This is a genomic window from Pseudobutyrivibrio sp. OR37, assembly GCF_900113655.1.
Classification (GTDB): domain Bacteria; phylum Bacillota; class Clostridia; order Lachnospirales; family Lachnospiraceae; genus Pseudobutyrivibrio.
Genome location: NZ_FOQF01000013.1, coordinates 37,033 through 58,349, shown reverse-complemented (window position 1 = coordinate 58,349; position 21,317 = coordinate 37,033). Strand labels below are relative to the sequence as shown.

The 21,317-nt window shown below is 40.2% G+C and carries 18 protein-coding genes; 13 read left to right on the top strand and 5 right to left on the bottom strand.

Annotated elements, in window-relative coordinates:
* Nucleotides 1-60 precede the first annotated feature (60 nt).
* The 3 genes from BM097_RS08195 to BM097_RS08185 are packed head-to-tail and all read left to right on the top strand — an operon-like array spanning nt 61 to nt 3,616.
* Nucleotides 61-1,239 carry a class B sortase gene (locus BM097_RS08195; RefSeq protein ID WP_090547945.1) on the top strand — a complete coding sequence of 393 codons (1,179 nt, stop codon included), beginning with the start codon at nt 61-63 and terminating at the stop codon, nt 1,237-1,239.
* A 40-nt stretch (nt 1,240-1,279) separates the two neighbouring features.
* On the top strand, nt 1,280-2,953 hold the full coding sequence (locus BM097_RS08190) for a hypothetical protein (protein ID WP_090547942.1): 1,674 nt from the start codon (nt 1,280-1,282) through the stop codon (nt 2,951-2,953).
* Between the two features lie 12 nt (nt 2,954-2,965).
* Nucleotides 2,966-3,616: a lysoplasmalogenase family protein gene (locus tag BM097_RS08185; protein ID WP_090547939.1), complete on the top strand. Its 651-nt coding sequence runs from the start codon at nt 2,966-2,968 to the stop codon at nt 3,614-3,616.
* A 93-nt stretch (nt 3,617-3,709) separates the two neighbouring features.
* Here BM097_RS08185 and BM097_RS08180 read toward each other — a convergent pair whose 3' ends face one another.
* Nucleotides 3,710-6,259, bottom strand: coding sequence for a hypothetical protein (locus BM097_RS08180; RefSeq protein WP_090547936.1), 2,550 nt, complete (start codon nt 6,257-6,259; stop codon nt 3,710-3,712).
* Between the two features lie 130 nt (nt 6,260-6,389).
* Between BM097_RS08180 and BM097_RS08175 the strand changes: the two genes are divergently transcribed.
* Entirely contained in the window at nt 6,390-8,570 is a 2,181-nt protein-coding gene (locus BM097_RS08175; protein WP_090547932.1) for an LTA synthase family protein, read from the top strand.
* 103 nt (nt 8,571-8,673) lie between these two features.
* On the opposite strand, the gene BM097_RS08170 is transcribed toward BM097_RS08175, so the two are convergent.
* The 4 genes from BM097_RS08170 to murC all read right to left on the bottom strand — a co-directional run bounded on the left by BM097_RS08170 (nt 8,674) and on the right by murC (nt 13,581).
* Nucleotides 8,674-9,852, bottom strand: coding sequence for a ribose-phosphate pyrophosphokinase (locus BM097_RS08170; RefSeq protein ID WP_090547929.1), 1,179 nt, complete (start codon nt 9,850-9,852; stop codon nt 8,674-8,676).
* A 27-nt stretch (nt 9,853-9,879) separates the two neighbouring features.
* Complete coding sequence (locus BM097_RS08165) at nt 9,880-10,869, bottom strand: ATP-binding protein (RefSeq protein ID WP_090547926.1); 990 nt, start codon at nt 10,867-10,869, stop codon at nt 9,880-9,882.
* A gap of 15 nt (nt 10,870-10,884) precedes the next feature.
* Nucleotides 10,885-11,988 (bottom strand): DnaD domain protein, encoded by a 1,104-nt coding sequence (locus BM097_RS08160; RefSeq protein WP_090547923.1) that lies wholly within the window; start codon nt 11,986-11,988, stop codon nt 10,885-10,887.
* A 213-nt stretch (nt 11,989-12,201) separates the two neighbouring features.
* Nucleotides 12,202-13,581 carry a UDP-N-acetylmuramate--L-alanine ligase gene (murC, locus tag BM097_RS08155; RefSeq protein ID WP_090547921.1) on the bottom strand — a complete coding sequence of 460 codons (1,380 nt, stop codon included), beginning with the start codon at nt 13,579-13,581 and terminating at the stop codon, nt 12,202-12,204.
* Nucleotides 13,582-13,842: 261 nt separating this feature from the next.
* On the opposite strand from murC, the gene BM097_RS08150 reads away from it, so the two are divergent.
* The 9 genes from BM097_RS08150 (at nt 13,843) to BM097_RS08110 (ending at nt 21,308) form a co-directional block, all read left to right on the top strand.
* Nucleotides 13,843-15,117, top strand: coding sequence for a glucose-1-phosphate adenylyltransferase (locus BM097_RS08150; RefSeq protein WP_090547986.1), 1,275 nt, complete (start codon nt 13,843-13,845; stop codon nt 15,115-15,117).
* A complete protein-coding gene (gene glgD, locus BM097_RS08145) occupies nt 15,114-16,247 on the top strand; it encodes a glucose-1-phosphate adenylyltransferase subunit GlgD (protein WP_090547919.1) in 1,134 nt (377 codons plus the stop codon). Before BM097_RS08150 ends, glgD begins: the two co-directional genes overlap by 4 nt.
* A 4-nt stretch (nt 16,248-16,251) precedes the next feature.
* On the top strand, nt 16,252-16,512 hold the full coding sequence (gene spoVG, locus BM097_RS08140; RefSeq protein ID WP_028235339.1) for a septation regulator SpoVG: 261 nt from the start codon (nt 16,252-16,254) through the stop codon (nt 16,510-16,512).
* Nucleotides 16,513-16,518: 6 nt separating this feature from the next.
* Nucleotides 16,519-17,094, top strand: a complete 576-nt coding sequence (pth, locus tag BM097_RS08135; protein WP_090547916.1) for an aminoacyl-tRNA hydrolase — start codon at nt 16,519-16,521, stop codon at nt 17,092-17,094.
* A gap of 138 nt (nt 17,095-17,232) precedes the next feature.
* Nucleotides 17,233-18,480 carry an AfsR/SARP family transcriptional regulator gene (locus BM097_RS08130; RefSeq protein WP_090547913.1) on the top strand — a complete coding sequence of 416 codons (1,248 nt, stop codon included), beginning with the start codon at nt 17,233-17,235 and terminating at the stop codon, nt 18,478-18,480.
* The gene (locus BM097_RS08125; RefSeq protein ID WP_090547910.1) at nt 18,480-18,899 is read left to right on the top strand and encodes a hypothetical protein; all 420 of its coding nucleotides are present in this window, start codon (nt 18,480-18,482) and stop codon (nt 18,897-18,899) included. The genes BM097_RS08130 and BM097_RS08125 overlap by 1 nt, the downstream gene beginning before the upstream one ends.
* A 25-nt stretch (nt 18,900-18,924) precedes the next feature.
* Nucleotides 18,925-19,890, top strand: coding sequence for a transglutaminase-like domain-containing protein (locus BM097_RS08120; protein WP_090547906.1), 966 nt, complete (start codon nt 18,925-18,927; stop codon nt 19,888-19,890).
* 10 nt (nt 19,891-19,900) lie between these two features.
* On the top strand, nt 19,901-20,953 hold the full coding sequence (locus BM097_RS08115) for a type II secretion system F family protein (protein WP_090547903.1): 1,053 nt from the start codon (nt 19,901-19,903) through the stop codon (nt 20,951-20,953).
* A gap of 1 nt (nt 20,954) precedes the next feature.
* Nucleotides 20,955-21,308 carry a hypothetical protein gene (locus BM097_RS08110; protein ID WP_242944681.1) on the top strand — a complete coding sequence of 118 codons (354 nt, stop codon included), beginning with the start codon at nt 20,955-20,957 and terminating at the stop codon, nt 21,306-21,308.
* Nucleotides 21,309-21,317 lie beyond the last annotated feature (9 nt).

Genomic DNA, 21,317 nt, shown 5'->3' with positions numbered 1-21,317 from the left:
TAAAGAGAATTGCTAGAACAAATGCTTTTAGGTAGAATTCTATTTAGAAGGTACTGATGTATGGCAGAGAAAAAAAGGTTCATCATAGGAGGGTTTGAATTTGAAACCCACTATGAATATCGTGCAGCCCAAGAGGACGTAAAGAAAATAGAGTGCATCAATGAGGAGCTTGATATCCAAGATCCAGAGGTAGCTTTGCGTCTTTATAACGATATTCGCGATGGAATTATCACTTTTAACAGTCCAATTGGGGCACAGTATACAGAGCATATTGCTGATATTGTGGCAAACAAATCTGCCGGACTATTAGATGATAGAGAAATCATAGAGGAAGCTGCTACAAAGGCCAAGAGCTCCAGAAGACTTGGTGTGGTTTTTGTTGCCATGGCAGTTCTACTTATTGGTATATATGCCACAGTAGAAATCAAAGAGGTAATGGAAACCAGACGATTGGCGAAAATTCAACAAGAAGTCAAGTCCGCTCAGGACACTAATAATTCACAAAAAAACGTTAATATTAACAATGAAAATGACGATATAGATTCTGTAGAGAACTCAAATGGGGACGAAGTGTCTAATAAATCCGCAAATTCCAATGAGATAACAGAGGATATGATTGTGAGTCCTTGGGACAAGGATTATGCACCAGAGGACCGTGATATTCTTCCTGAATTGGTGGATTTATATCAGCAAAATCCTGATTTAGTGGGGATTTTGGAGGTAGTAGATACAGACATCAACTACCCTGTGATGCAGACAGTAAGCGAACCAGAGTATTATTTGAGACGGGATTTCTATGGAAAGAATAGTACAAAAGGTACTTTATTCGTTGATTATCGTTGTGACATAGTAAATCCTACTACAAACACCATCATTTACGGACACAATATGCGTTCTGGAGAAATGTTTGGTGGGTTAAAGCGTTTCTTGAAAGAGGATTACTATCAGTCGCATAAAACGATAATCTTTAAAACTCTATATGAAGAGCAGGAGTACGAAATTGTAGGCGTGGGCTTATCGGCGGTAGGCTATGATGACGATGAAAACTACAAATACTACAATTTCATCAACGCAGTAACAGGCAGCGAGCTTCAGGAGTTCCTAGACAATATCCAAAGTTTATCAGTTTATGACGAGACAATCGACATAAGTGCGACTGACAAGATACTGACTCTCAGTACTTGCAACACCTACACCGAGGATGGACGAATGTTTGTTGTGGCCAAGAGAGTCAGATAACAACACTAGCGTCTATAAACTTGGGTTAAGGGTGAAAGCTATGGTGAAAAAGGGATTTTTAAAAAAGACAGGATGTATTCTTATTAGCGCATCTATTATTCTCACAGGAGTCATGTTCTATGGCAGTTCTACCTCTGAGGCAGATTTAGAGGAAGAGCCTGTTTTGCAGGAAATTGCCGCTGAACCAGTTCCAGGGGCTGAGGTGATTGAGGAGAATTTAGAGCCTGAAAGAGAAATACTTGAGGAAGAGATACAAGAGGCTGTAGAGACACCTTCTGAGCCAGTAGTAGAGGAAGCTGTTCAGCAGCCAATAGTTAAAGCAGATGCTTCCGATAGTACAGAAGCAGAATATGAAGATGGAGGAGCTACCTTAAAGAAGGTTCCAGCAGGAGCAGGTGAGGATTTTACAGTGCCTGAAACTGTAACAAGAATTGCTCAGGATGCTTTCAGTGAAAGTAGTGTAAACGTTCTTCGTTTTGCAGGTTCAAGAGGTGGAGACCAGATTACATCATTTGGTACACAGGCAAATAAATGGCCAGCTAATAATACAGTGGTTTACTGCTTAGGATCCACAAGTCAGGAGCAATCAGTAGTTTCCCAGTTTTTCCTTGCAAGAGAGACAGAAACCAGACATATTACCATTTATTATTCAGAGTCAGATATAAATCCACCTACCCCAACTCCTACCGAGACTTATGCACTTCAATATAGATTAATAAAAGCAAGTGGTGAAACTAGTGGCACTATTGATGGAGGAACAACAACAGCAGTTCCAACAGCTCCAGTTTTAACAGTGCTGACAGACGAAAACGACATCACCTACAAATGGGATGAGAAGGCACCAGTTGTCACAGACAAGACCTACACATTTACCTTTGTTGAGCAGGCAAGCTCAAGTGATCCTTTGGTAACTATCACAGAGGAATTCTACGACAGCAAGGGCGTGACAAAGGTTTCGACTAATGTGGGTCAAGCTAATCATTACAAGGTAGGTATAATAATAATTCCTGTAACACATAATGGTTACAAGGTATTTGGTGATACTACAAAATATGAGGTTACAAGTGCAGCAACTCAGAATGTAACCTTCAAATATAAGGCAACAGGCTCTACTCCTGCACCAACACCTGGAGGAAATACTGAAGGCGGTAGCAGTAGTAGCAGTGCTTCAGCAACACCAGCAGTAACAGGTAATCAGCCAGTATTAAAGAGTGAGATTGATTCATCACTTATGGCTAAATACCAGGTTATTGAGGGAGCTAATCAGACAATAGTTAGAGAGAATGGACCAGTCAAGATTGTTTGCAACGGCGAAGTTAGCAAGCTTACAGGTATTTTCGTGGATCAGGTTAGAATAGATCCAAATAGATATACCATTGCTTCTGGTTCCACTATCCTTACTTTTACAGGAGGATTTGTTAAGCTGTTTTCCATTGGCGACCATATAGTCAGATTTGAGTATGTGGATGGATATGCAGAGACAATTCTTAGGGTAACAGAGGGCAAGACAACAACTACAGTTACCTATAAAGTAAGCAGTGATGGCTCTATTTCAGCTGGTCACGTAAAGGATACAACACCAAAAACAGCGGATGGCTTTGATAGCAGATATCTTCTTTGCCTTGCTATCTTTATGCTAGGTGCAGGTGCTATCCTTTTAGGTAATCAGAGAAAGCTTGAAGCAATAATATCAGGGAGGAACGATGACGAATAGTCAGGTGGAAAAATGATTATAGCAGAAACTATTATTTATGTAGCACTTATAATTGCATTATTTGCTGTATGTGATAATAGATATTCAAGGAGATACTACGTCCCTCTAAAGGTGGTGTGTAGCATCTCCTTTTTGGTGATTTTCTTTTTGAATTATTACTACAGTGAAAAGCTGGGACTTCTGATATGGGCCCTTTTAGCATGCTTTGTGGGAGATATTCTGATGGGCTTGTATAATACCTATCTTAGAAAGCAGTTTATGGTTCTTGGAATCATAGCGTTTATGTTGGGACATGTGGGTTTCCTTAATTATATGTGCAGAATTAGCGATAAAACCAGCGCCATGGTGTATATCTTCCCAATAGTACCATGTCTCATATTAGTAGGTATGAGGCATTGGTGTCATTTGCACATGGGCTCCCTATTTGTTCCATGCCTTATCTATTGCTATTTTGTATCTACAATGACCTTAAAGGCCGTAGAATGTGGCTTGAACGGGCTGCCATGGCTTGGAAGAGCAGGTGTGCTGTTTTTAATCAGTGATTTCACAATATTATTTTTATATTTCTATCATTTTAGTCATATAAAAAATAAGCGCGGGGTCCACTACCTGAACCTCGCGACTTATTATGTAGCAATATTATTATTTATCTATAGCCTTTAGATGAGTAAGTAATTAACAAGCTTTAATGATTCCTAAGCGAATAATCTATGAGCGTGGAATTATTAAGCTTGTTAATGTAACTTACGGACTAAATTATTTGATATAAGATACAAATACGTTTCCGAAGGTTGAGAAATATTCAGTGGCTTCGGTGATGCCCATTTTACCGACAGAGCTGGTAGTAGGATTGAAGTAGGAGATAGATGAAGCATCATATCCTACGATGAGCACTGCAGTGTCTTCACCAGTGTAAGCATATACCGGGATGCCCTGGTTTACGTAATATAGCACCTGTGTAAGGCTGGCACCAGTTAAATCTAAAATATCATAATCCTTAAGAGTCTTTCTTAGGATGGAGATAGGTGTTTCTCCAGATTCTAATAGTGTGTGAACCTGCACATTTTCCCCAGCATTTACAAGCATTGCCGATAGTGCCTTGGCAGAGCCTGAAGCCTCGGAATCGCTTGAGCCTACAGCAATATCTGAAATTGAATTCTGATAAGCCTTACGGCCTCGTTTCCATATATATTTAGGGGTATTATCTAATACTATTCCCATTTCTTCATCTGCAAGGGTAATTGCAGATAGTAAATCGTCTGTTGCGATGGCAACCTTATTTCCAACATATACATAGTACTGAGTTGAGCTGCTTGCTGAAGATACAGAGATGTTTCTGCCTGCATCAGCTAGCACAAGTCCTGTAATATCATAATCGATTCGGCCCAGCTTTTCGTCTTCAGCTAAAGGTGCCATTGTAAGGGTTACAATCTGCTGTTTAACATCATCTGTAGCAAGGGCTATATCAACAGCCTTGTTCTGTTCTCCGGCGCTATTTTTGATGGTATCAGGGTCTGCAGCAGTAATAATGCCATCCTGACCAATCTGGATTCTTTCCAGGTAAATAGTGTAGGAATCGATTGAAGTATCAGTAATATAGTAACCACGCTTCTGGTAGGTCATAAGCTCGCGACTGTTACCCTGAGAAACATCGGCAATGGTGAGCTTGTACATAGGGTAAATAGTAGAGCCTGCACCGTCAGTAGTAATATCGTTTTTATTTAGAGTACCGTATATTAAATCATCATCCAAAAATTCAAGTGGCTTTAGAAGCTGTCCGTTGCCTGCTGTAATATCGAAGGAAGAGCCAGTCTCCAAATCCATGATATGAATGGTATCGGACATGTTTTCCTCATCCATCCAGGCGAAATATCTGCGGGAGCCGGACACAGCATATTTAGCATCATCCAGGCCTGTCATAAGCTCCTTGGTGGTCAGCTCGTTTAGAGACATGTAAAGGAGTGTGCCGTTGACCATGATGTAGAAATCGTTATCCGCTGTTTCATACAAAAGCTCTGAGAAGTTGGCGTTCAAAATCTGGTAAGAGCTTGTAGAGGTGATGAAAACCTGCTCGGTAGAGGTATCCTCGATGGCATCATAGTGGAACAAATTGATACCGCATTCGCCTTCGTGACTGCCTGAATTCATGTATCCGTATACGACGTAATCCATGGTTCCGCTTTCATCTATATTTAATAGAAGAATCTGATGCTGGTCGTAAACGGAACGGATATCAGTGGCATCATCAATAAAGCTGAAAATCTGCTTAATCTTGCGGTCTGTCTGATTGTATTCGTAAAGTGAGCCGTTCTGAACGAAGGAAACAATAGTACCTGTTTCGTTTGAAAGATACTGTAAATCAGGATTGGTAATGCCGATTGATAGCACATTATCGGCAAAATCCACAGAATTGGCATCCAAAATCTGATTCATGGTTCTGTCGTAGGCCAGCAGATAAATTCTATCGGAGGTGTAGCGAATACGGAAGTCTTCTGAGCAAGAATAATATTCCTTCTTATCAAAATTGTCTCTTGATAACACATAGGAAAGAGTAAGGCTTACGTAATTGGTACTGATATCGGTGAGGGCGATGTTGCAATCACCTACCTGCTGTCCGTCAAAGGTACCGTAGGAAACCTGAGATAGATTTGAATTAATGGTTACATGGTTCAAATCATTGCTTTCAGTAGATTTTGGCTCGATATAGGTAGCAAGGTCTGTAGCGTCCTCTGAAAGGGCTGTATTATGGAAATACTGGGCGAAATCAAGTATCTCTTCCTCGTGGCATCCGTCTGGCTGCATTATACGGGTGTAATAGTAGATTTCCTTGTCTCCACTGGTGAGAGTAATGATAAGAAGATACTCTTCATTCTTTTCGATAAGATTTTCCGCCTGGAAGCTGGCTGTGATTATGCCATCTTCGGTGGTGTAATCTAAATCGTTGTTGGAGATGTTTCGCTGAGTATCAAGTGAGCGTATTTCATAGGAAACATTATCTATATCGTATTTTTTGGCGTCTATAGATAATGAAACTGTACGATTGGCATCCAGTGGGATTATGGCATCACGCATGTAAGCTGGGTCCATTTTTGAAACATAGCCGTGAAGCTGACTGGAAGCATCCTGCAGATAATTAACAGAAACAATAGGAAGGGAAGGCTTGGCTAGCTTGGTAACCTCCTTTGTTTCAGTAATGTTTGTGATTATTTCAAAGAAGATTACGGCACAGATAAAAATGGCAAATAAAATGCCAGATCTTTTGATAATTTTGGTAGGTATGCCTTTTTTATAGAACTGTAATTTCATATAATCTCGCTTTCTTGCTTATTAAAAAATAAAGTGTTATAATCCGTTAGACTTTCGATATTTATTAAATCGGAGTAAATTTTATTGTAACACTATTTTTTCATACTGTCTTAGGTTTTACGGAGGATTCATGAAAAAATTATTAACGAAAATCAAAACCGGCTTTAGCTGGTTGGGGAAAGTTATAAAAATACCTTTTGTAAAATTTGGTAATTCCAAGTTGGTGCAGGGCTATCTTAATAGCAAGTTACACAAGACATGGATGATGCTTTGGAGCGACTACGCCTTCCCAATGCACATACCACTTGCTTTACTCATAATATTTGTTATGGAATGGATGTCCAGACACTCATTTGCAGCAGCCTGCGGATTCGTGGTAGACCACACAGGTCCTTACCTATTTAATTCATATTGCGTGTTTGTTGCATTATCAATTGTCTTTCTTAGCAAAAGGCGAGGCTGGTGGCGAGTATTCGTCAGTATGTTCTTTATAATACTTGGTATTATAAATTGCATCATTCTGTTGAATCGTGTTTCACCATTCGGTTACACCGACCTCTACATGATTGGCGATTTGCTTACAATGCAGGATTCTAATTACTTCTCTGCACAGGAAGCCATGATAGCGGTCATTGCGCTTGTTATTTACATTATATTAATGTCTATTTACATGGCAAAGGGTCCTAAGAAGGCCAATCCAAAGCCATTTTGGCAGAGGCTTATATTAGTAGCAGCATTGTTCATATCTCTCTATCCATCAACAATATTGCTTAGACAGTCAGGTATCATGACATCCTACTTCGGCAATCTTGCTCAGGGATATTTGGATTACGGATATTTGTATGGCTTTTCAACATCAGTCCTTGATAGAGGAATGAACAGACCATTTGGATATTCAAAGAATAAGATTGACGATATCATAGAGAAGGATGCTTCCTATGTAAACACTATCGAGATTCCATCGGAGGATAAGTCACAGCCTAACATCGTAGTTATGTTGCTGGAATCCTTCTACGATGTATCTGAATCAGAGTTTTTGGAGACAAGCGAGGATCCAATCCCATTCATCCATTCGTTGGAGCAGAATTATTCAACAGGTCACTGTATCGTGCCTGTAGTTGGAGCTGGTACATGTAATTCTGAGTTTGAGGTGCTTACAGGTATGAGCTGTAGCTTCTTTGGACCAGGTGAGTATCCACAGAAGACCATCATCAAGGAAACAGATTGCGAAAGCTACGCCGATGTTCTTTCCGACAATGGCTATAGCACTCACGTAGTTCACAATAATGGTGGTAATTTCTATTCACGTGCCAACGCCTTTTCAATGATGGGCTTTGATACCTTTACATCTAAAGAGCTTTTGGATATTACAGATTACACACCACTTGGCAACTGGCCTACAGACGACATCCTAATCGATGCCACTGTAGATGCTATGGATTCAGATGATAATCCTGATTTTGTGTACACTATCACAGTTGAGGGCCACGGCGCTTATCCTACTTATCCTGTAGAAGAGGACCCAGTCATCAAGGTTAATGCAAAGGGTAAGACAGAAGAAGAGCAGAATGCTTGGAGCTATTACATTAATCGTATCTACAACGTAGACGATTTTGTTAAGAAATACATCGAAGCACTTGATGCAAGAGGCGAGGATACACTTGTAATCATGTTTGGTGATCACCTTCCTACAATGGGACTTACAGATAGCGAGGTAGCTACTGGTGATCTTTACAAGACAAAATACTTCACCTGGAACAACTTCGGTATGGAAAAGGTGGATGAGGATTTAGCTGCATATCAGCTTGTATCAGAGTTTTTAAATCGCCTGGATGTACATAATGGTAATATAAACGCTTACCACCAGACAGCTATGGCAGAGGGTAAGAAATATGGTTCTAGCGACTATATGAACAATCTTAAAATGCTTCAGTATGATATCCTATACGGAGATAGATATACTTATGAGGACGGTACTAAGTACGAGCCATCAGACCTTGTGATGGGCGTAAATGATGTTGTAATTGATAGCGCATACTTCTTTAATGGAAGGCTGCACATATACGGTGATGAATTCACCAAATGGTCTAAAGTATTTGTAAACGGCGAACAGGTGCCTACAAAATACGAAAGTGGCCAGGTACTTTCAATAAACATTTCTGATGTAGCTAATGGGGACACCATTGAGGTATGTCAGATGGGAAGCTCTAACACAGTATTTAGGGAGTCAAACGAATATAAGGTTTACGATCCTAATTACGTGGAAGAGGAACCTGAAATAGAAGAAAGTGAAGAAGATGCAGAAGAATAAAAAAAGGCTTCTCCCTATGGGAGAAGCTGTCACCGAAGGTGACTGATGAGGGAACACCTCATCCGACCCTTCGGGCCACCTTCCCCTCGAGGGGAAGGCTTTTTTAATATTCGCCGTTTTTGTAACGAGTAATAAGCTTTTCGATACGTCCGTATGGATTGAGAAGCTCTGAAATTGAGCACTCATGATTAAGAGTATCGATGATGTAAGCGATGTACTTAGACATATCGCACTTGATGAAGTAGTCCTTATTCTGAACTTCTTCTGGAAGGTATGTAAGGTTTGTTGTAACAACGCGGTAAATGATACCGTCTTCAACAGCCTTATCGAATTTAGCCATACCATTTGTGAAGAGTCCGAATGTAGCTACTACGAAGATACGATTAGCATTACGCTTCTTAAGCTCTGTAGCAACATCTATCATAGACTCGCCTGAAGAAATCATATCATCAACGATGATTACGTCCTTACCAGCAACATCATTTCCAAGGAATTCGTGAGCGACGATAGGATTACGTCCATCTACGATACGGCTGTAATCACGACGCTTGTAGAACATACCAACATTAACACCTAAAACAGATGCCATATATACGGCACGCTTTGTACCACCTTCATCAGGTGAAATAATCATAAGGTTATCATTATCAAGCTTTAAGTCCTTGCAGTTCTTAAAGATGCCCTTAAGGAACTGGTATGTAGGTGAAACTGTCTCAAAGCTGTGAAGAGGAATCGCATTCTGAACACGTGGGTCGTGAGCATCAAATGTGATGATGTTATCAACACCCATGTTAACGAGTTCCTGAAGTGCCATAGCACAATCAAGGGATTCACGAGCACTTCTACGATGCTGTCTTCCTTCATAAAGGAATGGAATAATAACAGTGATACGCTTTGCTTTTCCCATAGCTGCAGCGATGATACGCTTAAGGTCACAGAAAATATCATCTGGACTCATGTGGTTCTCATGGCCACAAACAGTGTAAGTGAGGCTGTAATTTGTTACATCAACAAGGATGTATAAATCAAGTCCACGAACAGACTGTTTAATAATACCCTTTGCTTCGCCTGAACCGAAACGTGGGCAATCAGCATCAACAATGTAGGAATCACTACGGTAACCTGCTAAAGTGATGATAGACTGGTCGCTTTTGCGCTCCTGTCTCCACTTAAGAAGGTAGTCATTAACTCGCTCCGAGATGGCTGTACAGCTCTTGTGTGGAATTAATCCAAGCTCAGCCATAGGTGGTGTGTTTTCCAACACGATTTCATTATTTGGCATGTTTTGCTCCTTGATACTATTAAATTATTATTTTGATATTACTTTTTTCATACGAATATCATTACCTATGAGCTTAATCACATCATAGTTTGAAAATACTCGTGAAGTAATACGTTCGCTGTAAGTGTCTCTCAATTCTTTTAGAGAGAGATTTGTGGAAATAATTGTTGATTTGTTACGAAGTAATCTTTCGTTCAAACATTGAAATAGGCGGGCTGTAGTGAATGAATTCTGGAACTCTGTGCCTAAATCATCGATTATTAATAAATCGCAATCAAAAATATGATTGTGAAGCTCTGCTACGTTAGCATTCTTCTTAAATGTTTGTTCTTCAAAAACTCTAAACAGTTCGCTTGATGTGAAATAAATAACCGAGATACCCTGGTCTAGTAGAGCTTTTGCGATGCAGTTAGACAAGAAGGTCTTACCACATCCTGTCTTACCAAGCAACAAGAGATTACCACCTTTTTGCTTAAAATTCTGCACAAAATTAGTGGCTCTTTCTAGTGCTATTTCAGCATTAGACCGAGCACTAAGCTCAGAATCTGGCTCATAATAGTCATCATCGTACATATTGAGGTCAAACGCCTCGAAGTTTTCTTTTGATAAAATGTTGCTGATATTAGACTGACCATAGACTATATTAATGGCAGCCTGCTTAAAGCAGTGGCAGCGCTTTCCATTAACATAGCCTGTGTCTTTACAATCTGGACAATCGTATGGAGGCTCAAGATAATCCTCTGGGAAACCAGCGGCCTTCATGAGCTCGATACGTTTATGTTTAAGAGCTTCAAGCTTTATCTTTGAATCGGCAGAAGCAGAAGCTACATCCTTGCCTTCAAAGATAGATGTGATAGAAGATATAGATACTTTAGAAACCTCTTCATCAAGTGAAGAGAGTGAAGGTACGGCAGAATACAATTCCTTAGTACGGAAAGATACAATTTGATTGTTTCTAGATTGCTTATGATTATATTCTCTCATAAGTGCATCATATTGCTCATTAGTGAGTGCCATATAGATACCTCCCTTTTAGTTTCCAAGTAATTTTTTCTCCAAAGCATTAAAGTCGTAATTCTGACGCTGTTCGAAGTTTAAAAACTTGTTGTTTGATTTAGCTCTGGCAGATGTATTGGCGTTTGAAGCAGCCTTTAATCTTGCCTCAGAGAGTCTTGCAACGGAAGCCTTTGTGAATTCCTGATCAAGAAGGGCAATATCATCAAGTGTTCTAACGGATGCCTTGTTCCAGCTTGATAAAATAGAATCTGCATATTTGAAGCTTGGCTTATTTGTAGCTGCAATAGTGCGTTCACAAGCCTCTAATATGATATCAAGGCTAAACATGTAGGTGTTTGCCCATTTGTCGATATAGTTGAGCTCAGACTCAACCAACTCTCTGTTTCCAATGCCAAGAGCCTTCTTGATAGAGTAAACAGTGTTTGTATGAGCGCTAGATGATTTTCTAGCATCCTCTACTGTGGTAATACCATCTTCAGTCCAATTTCTAGCAACGGTATCCATGTAATGGAAGCTTGTGTGTCCATTATCAAGGCATGTCTCGATGAGATACTGAATTAAATCAACAGACATGTGTAAACCGTCATACCAGAATAACAAGGTGTTTGTATCAGATGTTGAAAGTGGTCGTCCAAGGTAAGTCTGTGTGGCGAAGATTAAGTCTGATACTTCGTCCTCCTCCTTGAAGGCGTCCAATTCGTCTGGTGTGTAGCTTGGTTTAAATGGAACTGGTATTGGTATATTTGAAACTGCAGGCATAGTAGCAGTAATAGCAACGTATGGTGCTGCAGAATTGTTTACTGATGTGAATGATTTCTTGCCATTCACATCCACTAGACAGATTCCAGTAAGTTCATTGTCCTCAGAGTACTCAAGACGGAGCAATCCCACTTTCTCCCAATAAGTGAAAGCTCGCATGATATCCTTTTCTGTGTGGTCTAAGCAGTCCGCCAACTGTGAGATGGAAAAATCATAATCCTCTCGATTTAGACAACGCAGTAAGTAAAGGTAAATCTTTACGTACTCTCCATTGGCATCTTTCATGAAATCGTCAATAAAAGTATTAGAAATGCAAGTAAAACCAGAATTAGTACTGGTATGTAGCATGATGTCAGCCATAATTATTATCCTCTCCCTCAAAACTGAGTCAAATTATAGCAAAGTAGAATTGAAATGAAAAGAGGTCGAAGGGCCGGAAGCCTTGTAAATAAAGGGTTTGTGGCTAATGTGGATAATGTGGATAAATATTACGAGCCCTTGAAAAAATGGCAAAAAAAAATCCACACTTTTCCGTGAATAAAATCCGTGGAAAAATGTGGATAATGTGGAAAACTAGTTAGCTAATAGATGCTCTCCTACTAAATACACGTCTCCGGCACCCATAGTTATCAACAAGTCGTTGTTCAAAAGATTTTTTTGTAAAAATTTTTCGCAAGCCTCAAAAGAGCCTAAATAGTGAACTTCCGTTCCTATTTTTTCGATTCTATCGGCAATGTCTTTTGCACTTACACCATAAATGTCTGGCTCTCTTGCAGGATAGATATCTGCAAGTAATACTATATCAGCCACGCTAAGAGCCTGAGCGAACTCGTCAAGGAAGCTAAGTGTACGTGTGTAAGTATGAGACTGGAAGCAAACAATCAATCTGTTATGTGGATAGTTTGCTGCAGCTGCAAGGCTGGCAGAAATCTCTGTTGGGTGGTGTGCATAATCATCAATAACAGTGGCACCGTTGTAGGTACCCTTGTATTCGAAACGTCTGTGAGCGCCGCCAAATTTAGCGAGACCAGCAAGTATATTCTGGTAAGAAATACCCATCTCGATAGATAAAGCGATGGCTGCAAGAGCGTTTGAAATGTTGTGAACACCAGGTACGTTAAGGGTAACCTTATCGTAAGCCTTGCCGTGATATACAGGTACAAAGCTTGCACAGCCCTTTTCGTTGTATTCAATATCTGAAGGATAAATATCTGCATCCTTGTTAAGTGAGTAAGTGATAACCTGGCACTTAAGTCCTTCAGTAAAGTAAGCTACATCATCAATTTCGTTGTTAATAATCAAGATACCGTCATCAGCAGTGTTGCCTGCGAACTTCTTGAAGGAAGCGCGATAGTTCTCAAGATTCTTGAAGAAATCAAGGTGGTCTGCCTCTACGTTAAGAATGATGTTGTACTTAGGGAAGAAGGAGTGGTAGGAATTTGTGTACTCACATGCTTCTGTAATGAAAACATCACTGTCGCCAACATGAACATTGCTGTGGATGGCATCAAGAATACCGCCTACAGAGATAGTAGGATCATCAGCAGTTTCAAGTATAATCTGGCTAATCATTGATGTGGTAGTGGTCTTGCCATGTGTGCCTGCTACAGCGATTGAGCGGGCGTAGTTTTCCATAATCTCACCAAGGAGCTCTGCTCTTGTAAGCATTGGCTTGCCAGAAGCCTTGGCAGCTACGAACTCTGGGTTATCCTCATGAATTGCAGCAGTATAAACGATAAGGTCGATATCTTCAGTGATATTTGCTGCCGCCTGTGGATAATTTACGATGGCGCCGAGAGCTTCAAGATGTTTAGTAAGGTCTGAAGCGTCACGGTCAGAGCCGGAAATAGTAAATCCTGCACCAAGAAGGATTTCAGCAAGACCAGACATACTGATGCCGCCAATTCCTATGAAGTGCACATGTATTTTGTTGTTAAAATCGATTTTATACATAAGTGTTCCTTCTTTAATTATATATTTACAAAATTTTACCTACATAACTCTACCCCCAAAACGTGTCACATGCAAGTTGAAAAGACGAAATTGTAGAATTTGACAGTGAATTGTCAAACAATTAACAATGGTTTGGTAAAAATTATTAATAATATTGCAGTAAATAGTGGCATTTGCTATACTAATGTTACAAAGGGGAGTGCTATGGGTTATTTTATGGGCACATCCTTGACTGACACCACGAGAAAGGCAGATGATAGGATGATTAGAAAAGAAATGATCGCAATGCTTCTGGCTGGCGGGCAGGGAAGCAGACTAGGAGTATTAACCTCCGACGTAGCAAAGCCAGCAGTTTCTTTCGGGGGAAAGTATCGTATTATCGATTTTCCTCTTTCAAATTGTATCAATTCAGGCATTGATACAGTTGGCGTACTGACTCAGTATCAGCCATTAGTCCTTAATTCTCACATCGGAATTGGTATTCCTTGGGATTTGGACAGAAATAATGGCGGAGTAACCGTTCTTCCTCCATACGAGAAGAGCGATACAAGTGAGTGGTATTCTGGTACAGCCAATGCAATTTTCCAAAACCTTAAGTACATGGAGAACTATAATCCAGAGTATGTGCTTATCCTTTCAGGAGACCACATCTATAAAATGGATTATGAAGCCATGTTAGATTTTCATAAGGCTAAGGGTGCCGATGTTACAATCGCTGTTATTCCAGTTCCTATTGAGGAGGCATCACGTTTTGGAGTAGTTATTGCTGATGATGAAAAGCGCATCAGTGAATTTGAGGAGAAGCCAGCTAATCCACGAAGCAACCTTGCTTCAATGGGTATTTACATCTTTAGCTGGAAAGCATTAAAGGAGTCATTGCTAGCCCTTAGAGACCAAAGCAACTGTGATTTTGGTAAGCATGTACTTCCTTATCTCCACGAGAAGGGGGCACCAATGTATGCCTACGAATTCAATAGCTATTGGAAGGATGTAGGAACACTTGGATCATATTGGGAAGCCAATATGGAGTTGATTGATTTGATTCCAGAGTTTAACTTATACGAAGAATTTTGGAAAATATACACTAATCAAAATATCATCGAGCCACAGTTCATTGCTGGCACAGCGATAGTTGAAAAGGCTATTGTTGGTGCAGGAGCACAGATTTATGGCGAGGTTTATAATTCAGTTTTAGGCGCTGGCGTTGTGATTGATGAAGGCACGGTAGTACGTGATTCAATCATAATGGAAGGGGCTATCATCGGTAAGAATTGCGTAATAGATAAATCGATTATTGCAGAGAACACTGTTGTTGGTGAAGGAACAAAGATTGGTCAAGGCGAAGAAGCAGAGAGCAAGCTGAATGCAAGCATCTACTCATTTGGACTTGCAGTTATCGGAGAGAATTCCGTAATACCAGCAAACGTTACTATTGGCAAAAATACAGCTATCAAGGGCGAGACTAGCGAGGCAGATTATCCTGACGGACAGTTAGCTAGTGGCGGCTACATTATCAAGGCAGGTGATCGATTATGAAAGCATTAGGAATTATACTAGCAGGTGGTAACTCAAGCAGAATGCAGCAGCTTACAGAAAAGCGCGCTATTGCAGCGATGCCAGTGGGCGGAAGCTACAGATGTATCGATTTTGTTCTTTCAAACATGACAAATTCACACATCCAGACAGTAGCAGTACTTTCACAGTACAACGCACGCTCATTGAACGAGCATCTTAACTCATCAAAATGGTGGAACTTTGGTAGAAAGCAGGGAGGTCTCTTCCTTTTCACACCAACAGTTACTACTAATAATAGCTGGTGGTACAGAGGTACTGCCGATGCCATTTGGCAAAATATTGATTTCTTGAAGAAGAGACACGAACCTTATGTTATAATCGCAAGTGGTGATTGTGTTTACAAGCTGGATTTCAATAAAGTTTTAGATTATCACATCAAAAAGCAGGCTGATATCACAGTAGTATGTGCAAAGCTTCCTGAGGGAGACGACATCAACCGCTACGGTGTAGTAGAGATGGATAGAGACGGCAGAATCGTTGAATTTGAAGAGAAGCCAATGGTTGCAAATTCAGATATCGTTTCAGCAGGTGTCTATGTCATCCGCAGAAGAGCTCTTATCGATTTGTTGGAGGAATGCAATAGAGAGGGCAGATACAACTTTGTAACAGATATTCTCATTAGATATAAAAACATGAAGAAGATTTACGGCTACAAGATGGAAGGTTATTGGGCTAATCTTGCAGACGTAGATAGCTATTTCAAAGCTAACATGGATTTCCTTAGAAAGGATGTTAGAGATAGCTTCTTCCATACCGAGCCTGGCGTATTTTCCAAGACTCACGACCTGCCACCTGCTAAATTTAATACAGGTTCTAAGGTCACAAATTCACTTGTTGCTGGTGGTTGCATTATAAACAGCACAGTAGAGAATTCTGTACTATTTAAAAAGGCGTTTGTAGGAAACAATTCAGTTGTTAAAAACTGCGTCATTTTAAATGGAGCATACATTGGTGATAACGTACATGTAGAGAATTGTATTGTTGAAAGCCATGAGACATTGCTCAGCGGATCAACATATATTGGGGAGAATGGTATCCGCATCGTAACCGGTAACAAAAACAGATATGATATGCCAGTTGGGGAGGTATAACAAAATGCAAATTACAGACATTAGAATTCGCAAGATTGAGAAGGAAGGCAAGATGAAAGCGGTTGTTTCTGTAACAATCGACGAGGAGTTTGTAATTCACGACATCAAGATTATTGAAGGAGATAAGGGACTATTTATAGCAATGCCTTCAAGACGTGGTTCTGAAGGTGGTTACAAGGACATTGCTCATCCAATCCGTTCAACAACAAGAGAGCAGATGCAGACAATGATTCTTAACAAGTACAAGGAAGAGTTCCCAGAGTAAAGTTTTATGTATTTAATAGTTGGTCTAGGTAATCCAGAAAGAAAGTATGAAGGAACCCGACATAACGTTGGGTTTGAGGCGATAGACGCCCTTTCAAAGCATTTTGGAATTGATGTGAATCAAAAAGAACAAAAGGGCATTGTTGGAAAGGGCATAATAAATGGCCATAAAGTAATTTTGGCGAAGCCTATGACCTATATGAACCTTAGCGGTGAATGCGTACAGCCACTTGTTGATTACTATGATGTGGATCCAGAGACAGAGCTAGTCATCATTTCAGATGATGTATCTCTGTCAACAGGTAACATCAGAGTAAGAAAGAAGGGCTCTGCTGGTGGTCATAATGGTCTTAAAAATATTATTGCGAGACTAGATAGCAACGTATTCCCAAGAATCAGAGTGGGAGTAGGAGAGTGCGAAAACGGTGATATGGTAGCTCATGTTTTGGGTCGCTATAATGCCGAGGACCGTGAAAAGGTAGATGCATCATTTGACAAGGTAATCGGAGCGGTAGAGATGTTCCTTGAAGGAGACATGGATGCTGCAATGAATAAATACAATGTAAAAGAAAAAATTGATTAGAAAGTGGCCTGCATAGATTCTATGCAGGCTATTTTTTAATTTAGTTATTTACAATAACGTTTTGTTATTCTATACTAAAAAATGTAATGATATTGAACTATATTATATAAAATAATTAATAGAGAAAAAGGGAGAGCCATGTACGAACCAAATGTAATTTTTAAAGCTAATTTTTTAGGAACCGTGGATATTTCTTGTAAGGATGTACCTATCGTCTTAGAAAGAAATAACACAACAAAGGTTAATCAGCTATTCCAGATGTTACTTTATCATCAGAATGGAATAGCAAGAGATCAGGTTATCTATAATTTGTTCCACAACGAGGAAATAGCTGATGAGTCAAACAGCCTTAGAGCTATCGTGTTTAGACTTAGAAAGGCACTTCTTAGTATCGGAATCCCAGATGAGGATTACGTATATATTAAAAGAGGTACTTATCGAATTAATCCTAATGTAAAGGTTGAGTGTGATGCTGTACTTTTCGAAGAGACTGCCAAGAAGGCTCTTAGCGCAGAGGATGTTAGCGAGCAGCAGAAGCTTTTAGAGGAAGCTCTAGAGCTTTACAACGGTGATTTCCTACCTACACTTAGTGGGTACGAGTGGGTTGTTACCACACAGGTTAGATTAAAGAAGCTTTTCGACAGATGCTTAAAGCAGCTCCTTGAAATGTACAAGGTACAGAAGGATTATGCAGATATGTACAAGCTCAGCCATAAGGCTAACAAGATTTATCCTTATGATGGATGGCAGACATACGAAATGGAGGCTCTCATCGAAGAGGGTAACACAAAAGATGCTCTTAAGCTTTATGAAGATACAGAGACTCTTATGTTTGAGGAGCTTGGTGTATCTGTATCTGCAAGTATGGCAGAGCAGCTTGAGAAACTTGGCGAGCAGGTTAAGAATAATACAGATATGATTAGCGAGGTTAAGAAGAACCTTGATACTTCAAAGGAAGATATCGAGGGCGCCTTCTACTGCACATACCCTGTATTTGTTGAAAGCTACAGATATATAAAGAGAGTTATTCGCCGTTCAGGACAGGCTGCATGGCTTATGCTTTGCACAATCACTGATGGCAAGGGCTTTGCTCTTAACGAGTCAGACAGATTAGATACTCTTGCTGACGAACTATCTGAAGCAATCCGCACTTCTGCAAGAGGTGGCGATATGTATGCCAGATACAGCAATAATCAGTTTGTAGTACTCCTTCTTGATATCACTCAGGAGGATTGTGTATTGGTTCAGACACGAATCAACGAAAATCTTAGCAAGGAATCAAGAAAGAGATACATTAAGTATCATTTGGCGCCTGTTAATCTTGCAAGTGCAGGCACAGACAACGACACCGATGAGCTGCAGGATATTGTAAGAGGTGAGGAATAATGGCAATTTCAGATAGAATGAAAAGAATGCACAATTGTGTAGGTATTACTCTTAAGAATGAAGGCTTTAAGGGAGAGCTTTACAATTGCTACGAAAATGAGCCAGAAGAATTTAATGATGTAGATGATTTCTTTAATATAGTTAATTCTTTTTTGGACGCATTGGAATATCCTGCTCAGAAGATTAAGTATAGATCCTTCAAAAAGACCTTACCTACACTTAAGCTTGTAGATATTGATCCAAAGGAAAAGCTTTTTGACACAGAAAAGCTTTTGGATTTATGCAAGAGAAAGGCTTATATCATTATGGTTACAGGTAGAGATAACGCTACCTGGCAGGGAATGATTTACAGTAAATCAGAAGATAAGGAATATAGCTTTAACAGCGAAGTGGAGCTTGTTAGAATATTAAATAAATAAAACGGGCAGTGAGCGGAGGAAGCAAATGAGAAGATTACACTATTTGCTTTCACTGATTGTTCTGAGTCTTAGTGTGACTTCTTGTCAGGATAATGACGTGGCAGCAAAGATTAATGGCCAAACTGTCACGGAATCTGCATCCAATGAGGCGGTGGCTAAGGAATCAAGCGGCAAGCGAGGCAATGGTATCCAAGTATTGGTGCCAGAGGCCTCGGGAGTGGATGTGCACGGCAACAGTGATGCATCCATTGATTCCAGCAATGCCAAAGATGGATACGTGATGGTGAAATACACAGGAAGCGCAGCTAAGGTAAGAATGCTTATTGAAACGCCAGCAGGAAACACCTACAACTACCTGATGGATTTGGACGGGCAGTACGATGTTTACCCTCTATCAGAAGGTAGTGGAACCTACAAAATCGGCGTGTACGAGAACCTACATGATGACCAGTATGCAGCAGCATTTACTCAGTCAGTGAACGTAACCCTAAAAGATGAATATAGCATGTTCCTGTATCCAAATGCTTATGTTGATTTTAATATCAACTCAAAGGCGGTGCAGAAGGGACAGGAGCTGGCGGCGGGAGCCAACACTGATATTGAGGTGGTTCAGAACGTCTATCATTACATCACCAAGAATGTAACCTACGACTACGACAAGGCCGAAACAGTGCAGTCGGGCTACATTCCTACGGTTGATGAAACCTTGGCAACAGGCAAGGGAATATGTTTTGACTATGCATCCCTTATGGGAGCCATGCTTAGGTCACAGGGGATTCCTACCAGACTGGAAATCGGCTATGCGGGAACGGAATATCATGCATGGATTTCGGTATACACTAAAGAGACTGGCTGGATAGACAAGATTATCCAGTTTGATGGTAAGGAATGGACGCTGATGGATCCCACACTTGGATCTTATGCAAGTAACAGCACAGTTAAGAAATATAGGGAAGATGATACATACTATCAACTGAAATATAAATATTAAGGGTGTTATTATGGGTGAAAATATTAGAAAAAAGCTAACTTCAGAGGAGTTATACGCATTCTCGGACGAAATGGGAATGATGATTAGCAGTGGTGTTTCATCAATACAGGCAATCACTATGATGCTGGATGAGTCCCAGGGTGGAGAGGAGAAAGAGCTTCTCACACAGATGGAGCAGATTGTAGGAGAAACAGGTTCTCTTTCAAGGGCTATCGAGCAGGTGGAGGTTTTTCCAGATTATTTTGTAGAGATGGTAAAAATGGGAGAAACCACAGGTAAGATGGATACAGTGCTTACTAATCTGGCCGCTCATTATTCAAGAGAAATGGCTATCAGCAATGCAATACGCAGCGCTGTAACCTATCCTCTTATGATGGTGGTGATGATGCTTGTGATTATCATTGTGCTGGTTACAGAAATCATGCCAGTATTTAACAGAGTATTTAAGCAGCTTGGCGGTACCATGGATGGTCTGTCTGGAGGCTTTTTAGCTGTGGGATTGTTTATGAAGGCACATGGGGTGCTGCTTCTTATCATACTTCTCGCAGTGATTATATATGTAATCGCACTTAATAAGAGCGAATGGGGCAAGAGCAGAAGAATTACTCTTTTGTACAGAAGCCGTCGCTTCAAATCAATTCATTCAAAGATTTCTACCAGCAGATTTGCATCTGCCATGGCAATGACTTTATCAAGTGGTATGGATGTAATGCAGGCGCTTGATGTAAGTGGAAGAATCGTGGACGCCCCAGAATTTGAGACAAAGATTGAAAAGTGCAAGGATGCCTTTGCTGAATCAATGGATATAGGAAAGGCCTTTTCGCTATCAGGTATATTTGGTGGATTATATGGAAGAATGGCTATTCTTGGAGCTAAAACTGGAAATATGGAAACAGTTCTAGAGAAGGTAGCCAGCACCTATCAGGAGGAGGCTGATGATGAGATAAACGATTTCATCGCAGTGGTTGAGCCTACTCTTGTAATAATTCTTTCTGTAATCGTTGGTATCATTTTACTTTCAGTAATGTTGCCACTTCTTAACATTATGTCGGGGATGATTTAATATGGGAAGAACCAGATTTGGAAGCCTTGATGGCATTCATGAAATTAGAAAGAAATATGGTGTGGAAAGCACCATTATATCGGTTGTGATATTTATCATAATCTTCGTTATATTTTTGTTTGTGGTAAGTCAGACTACAAAGGGTTCCGCCAAGGAACAGCAGCAGAGTCTTTCAGATGCCATAGACAGGGCTATTGTGCAGTGCTACGTGACAGAGGGAAGATACCCACAGAGCTTTGATTATCTGAAGGAGCACTACGGCATTATATATGATGAAGAGCAGTTTAGAGTTGATTATGTAATCTATGGAAGTAATATGCGCCCAGAGGTCAGTATAATCAATTTGGATAGATAGTATATCGGA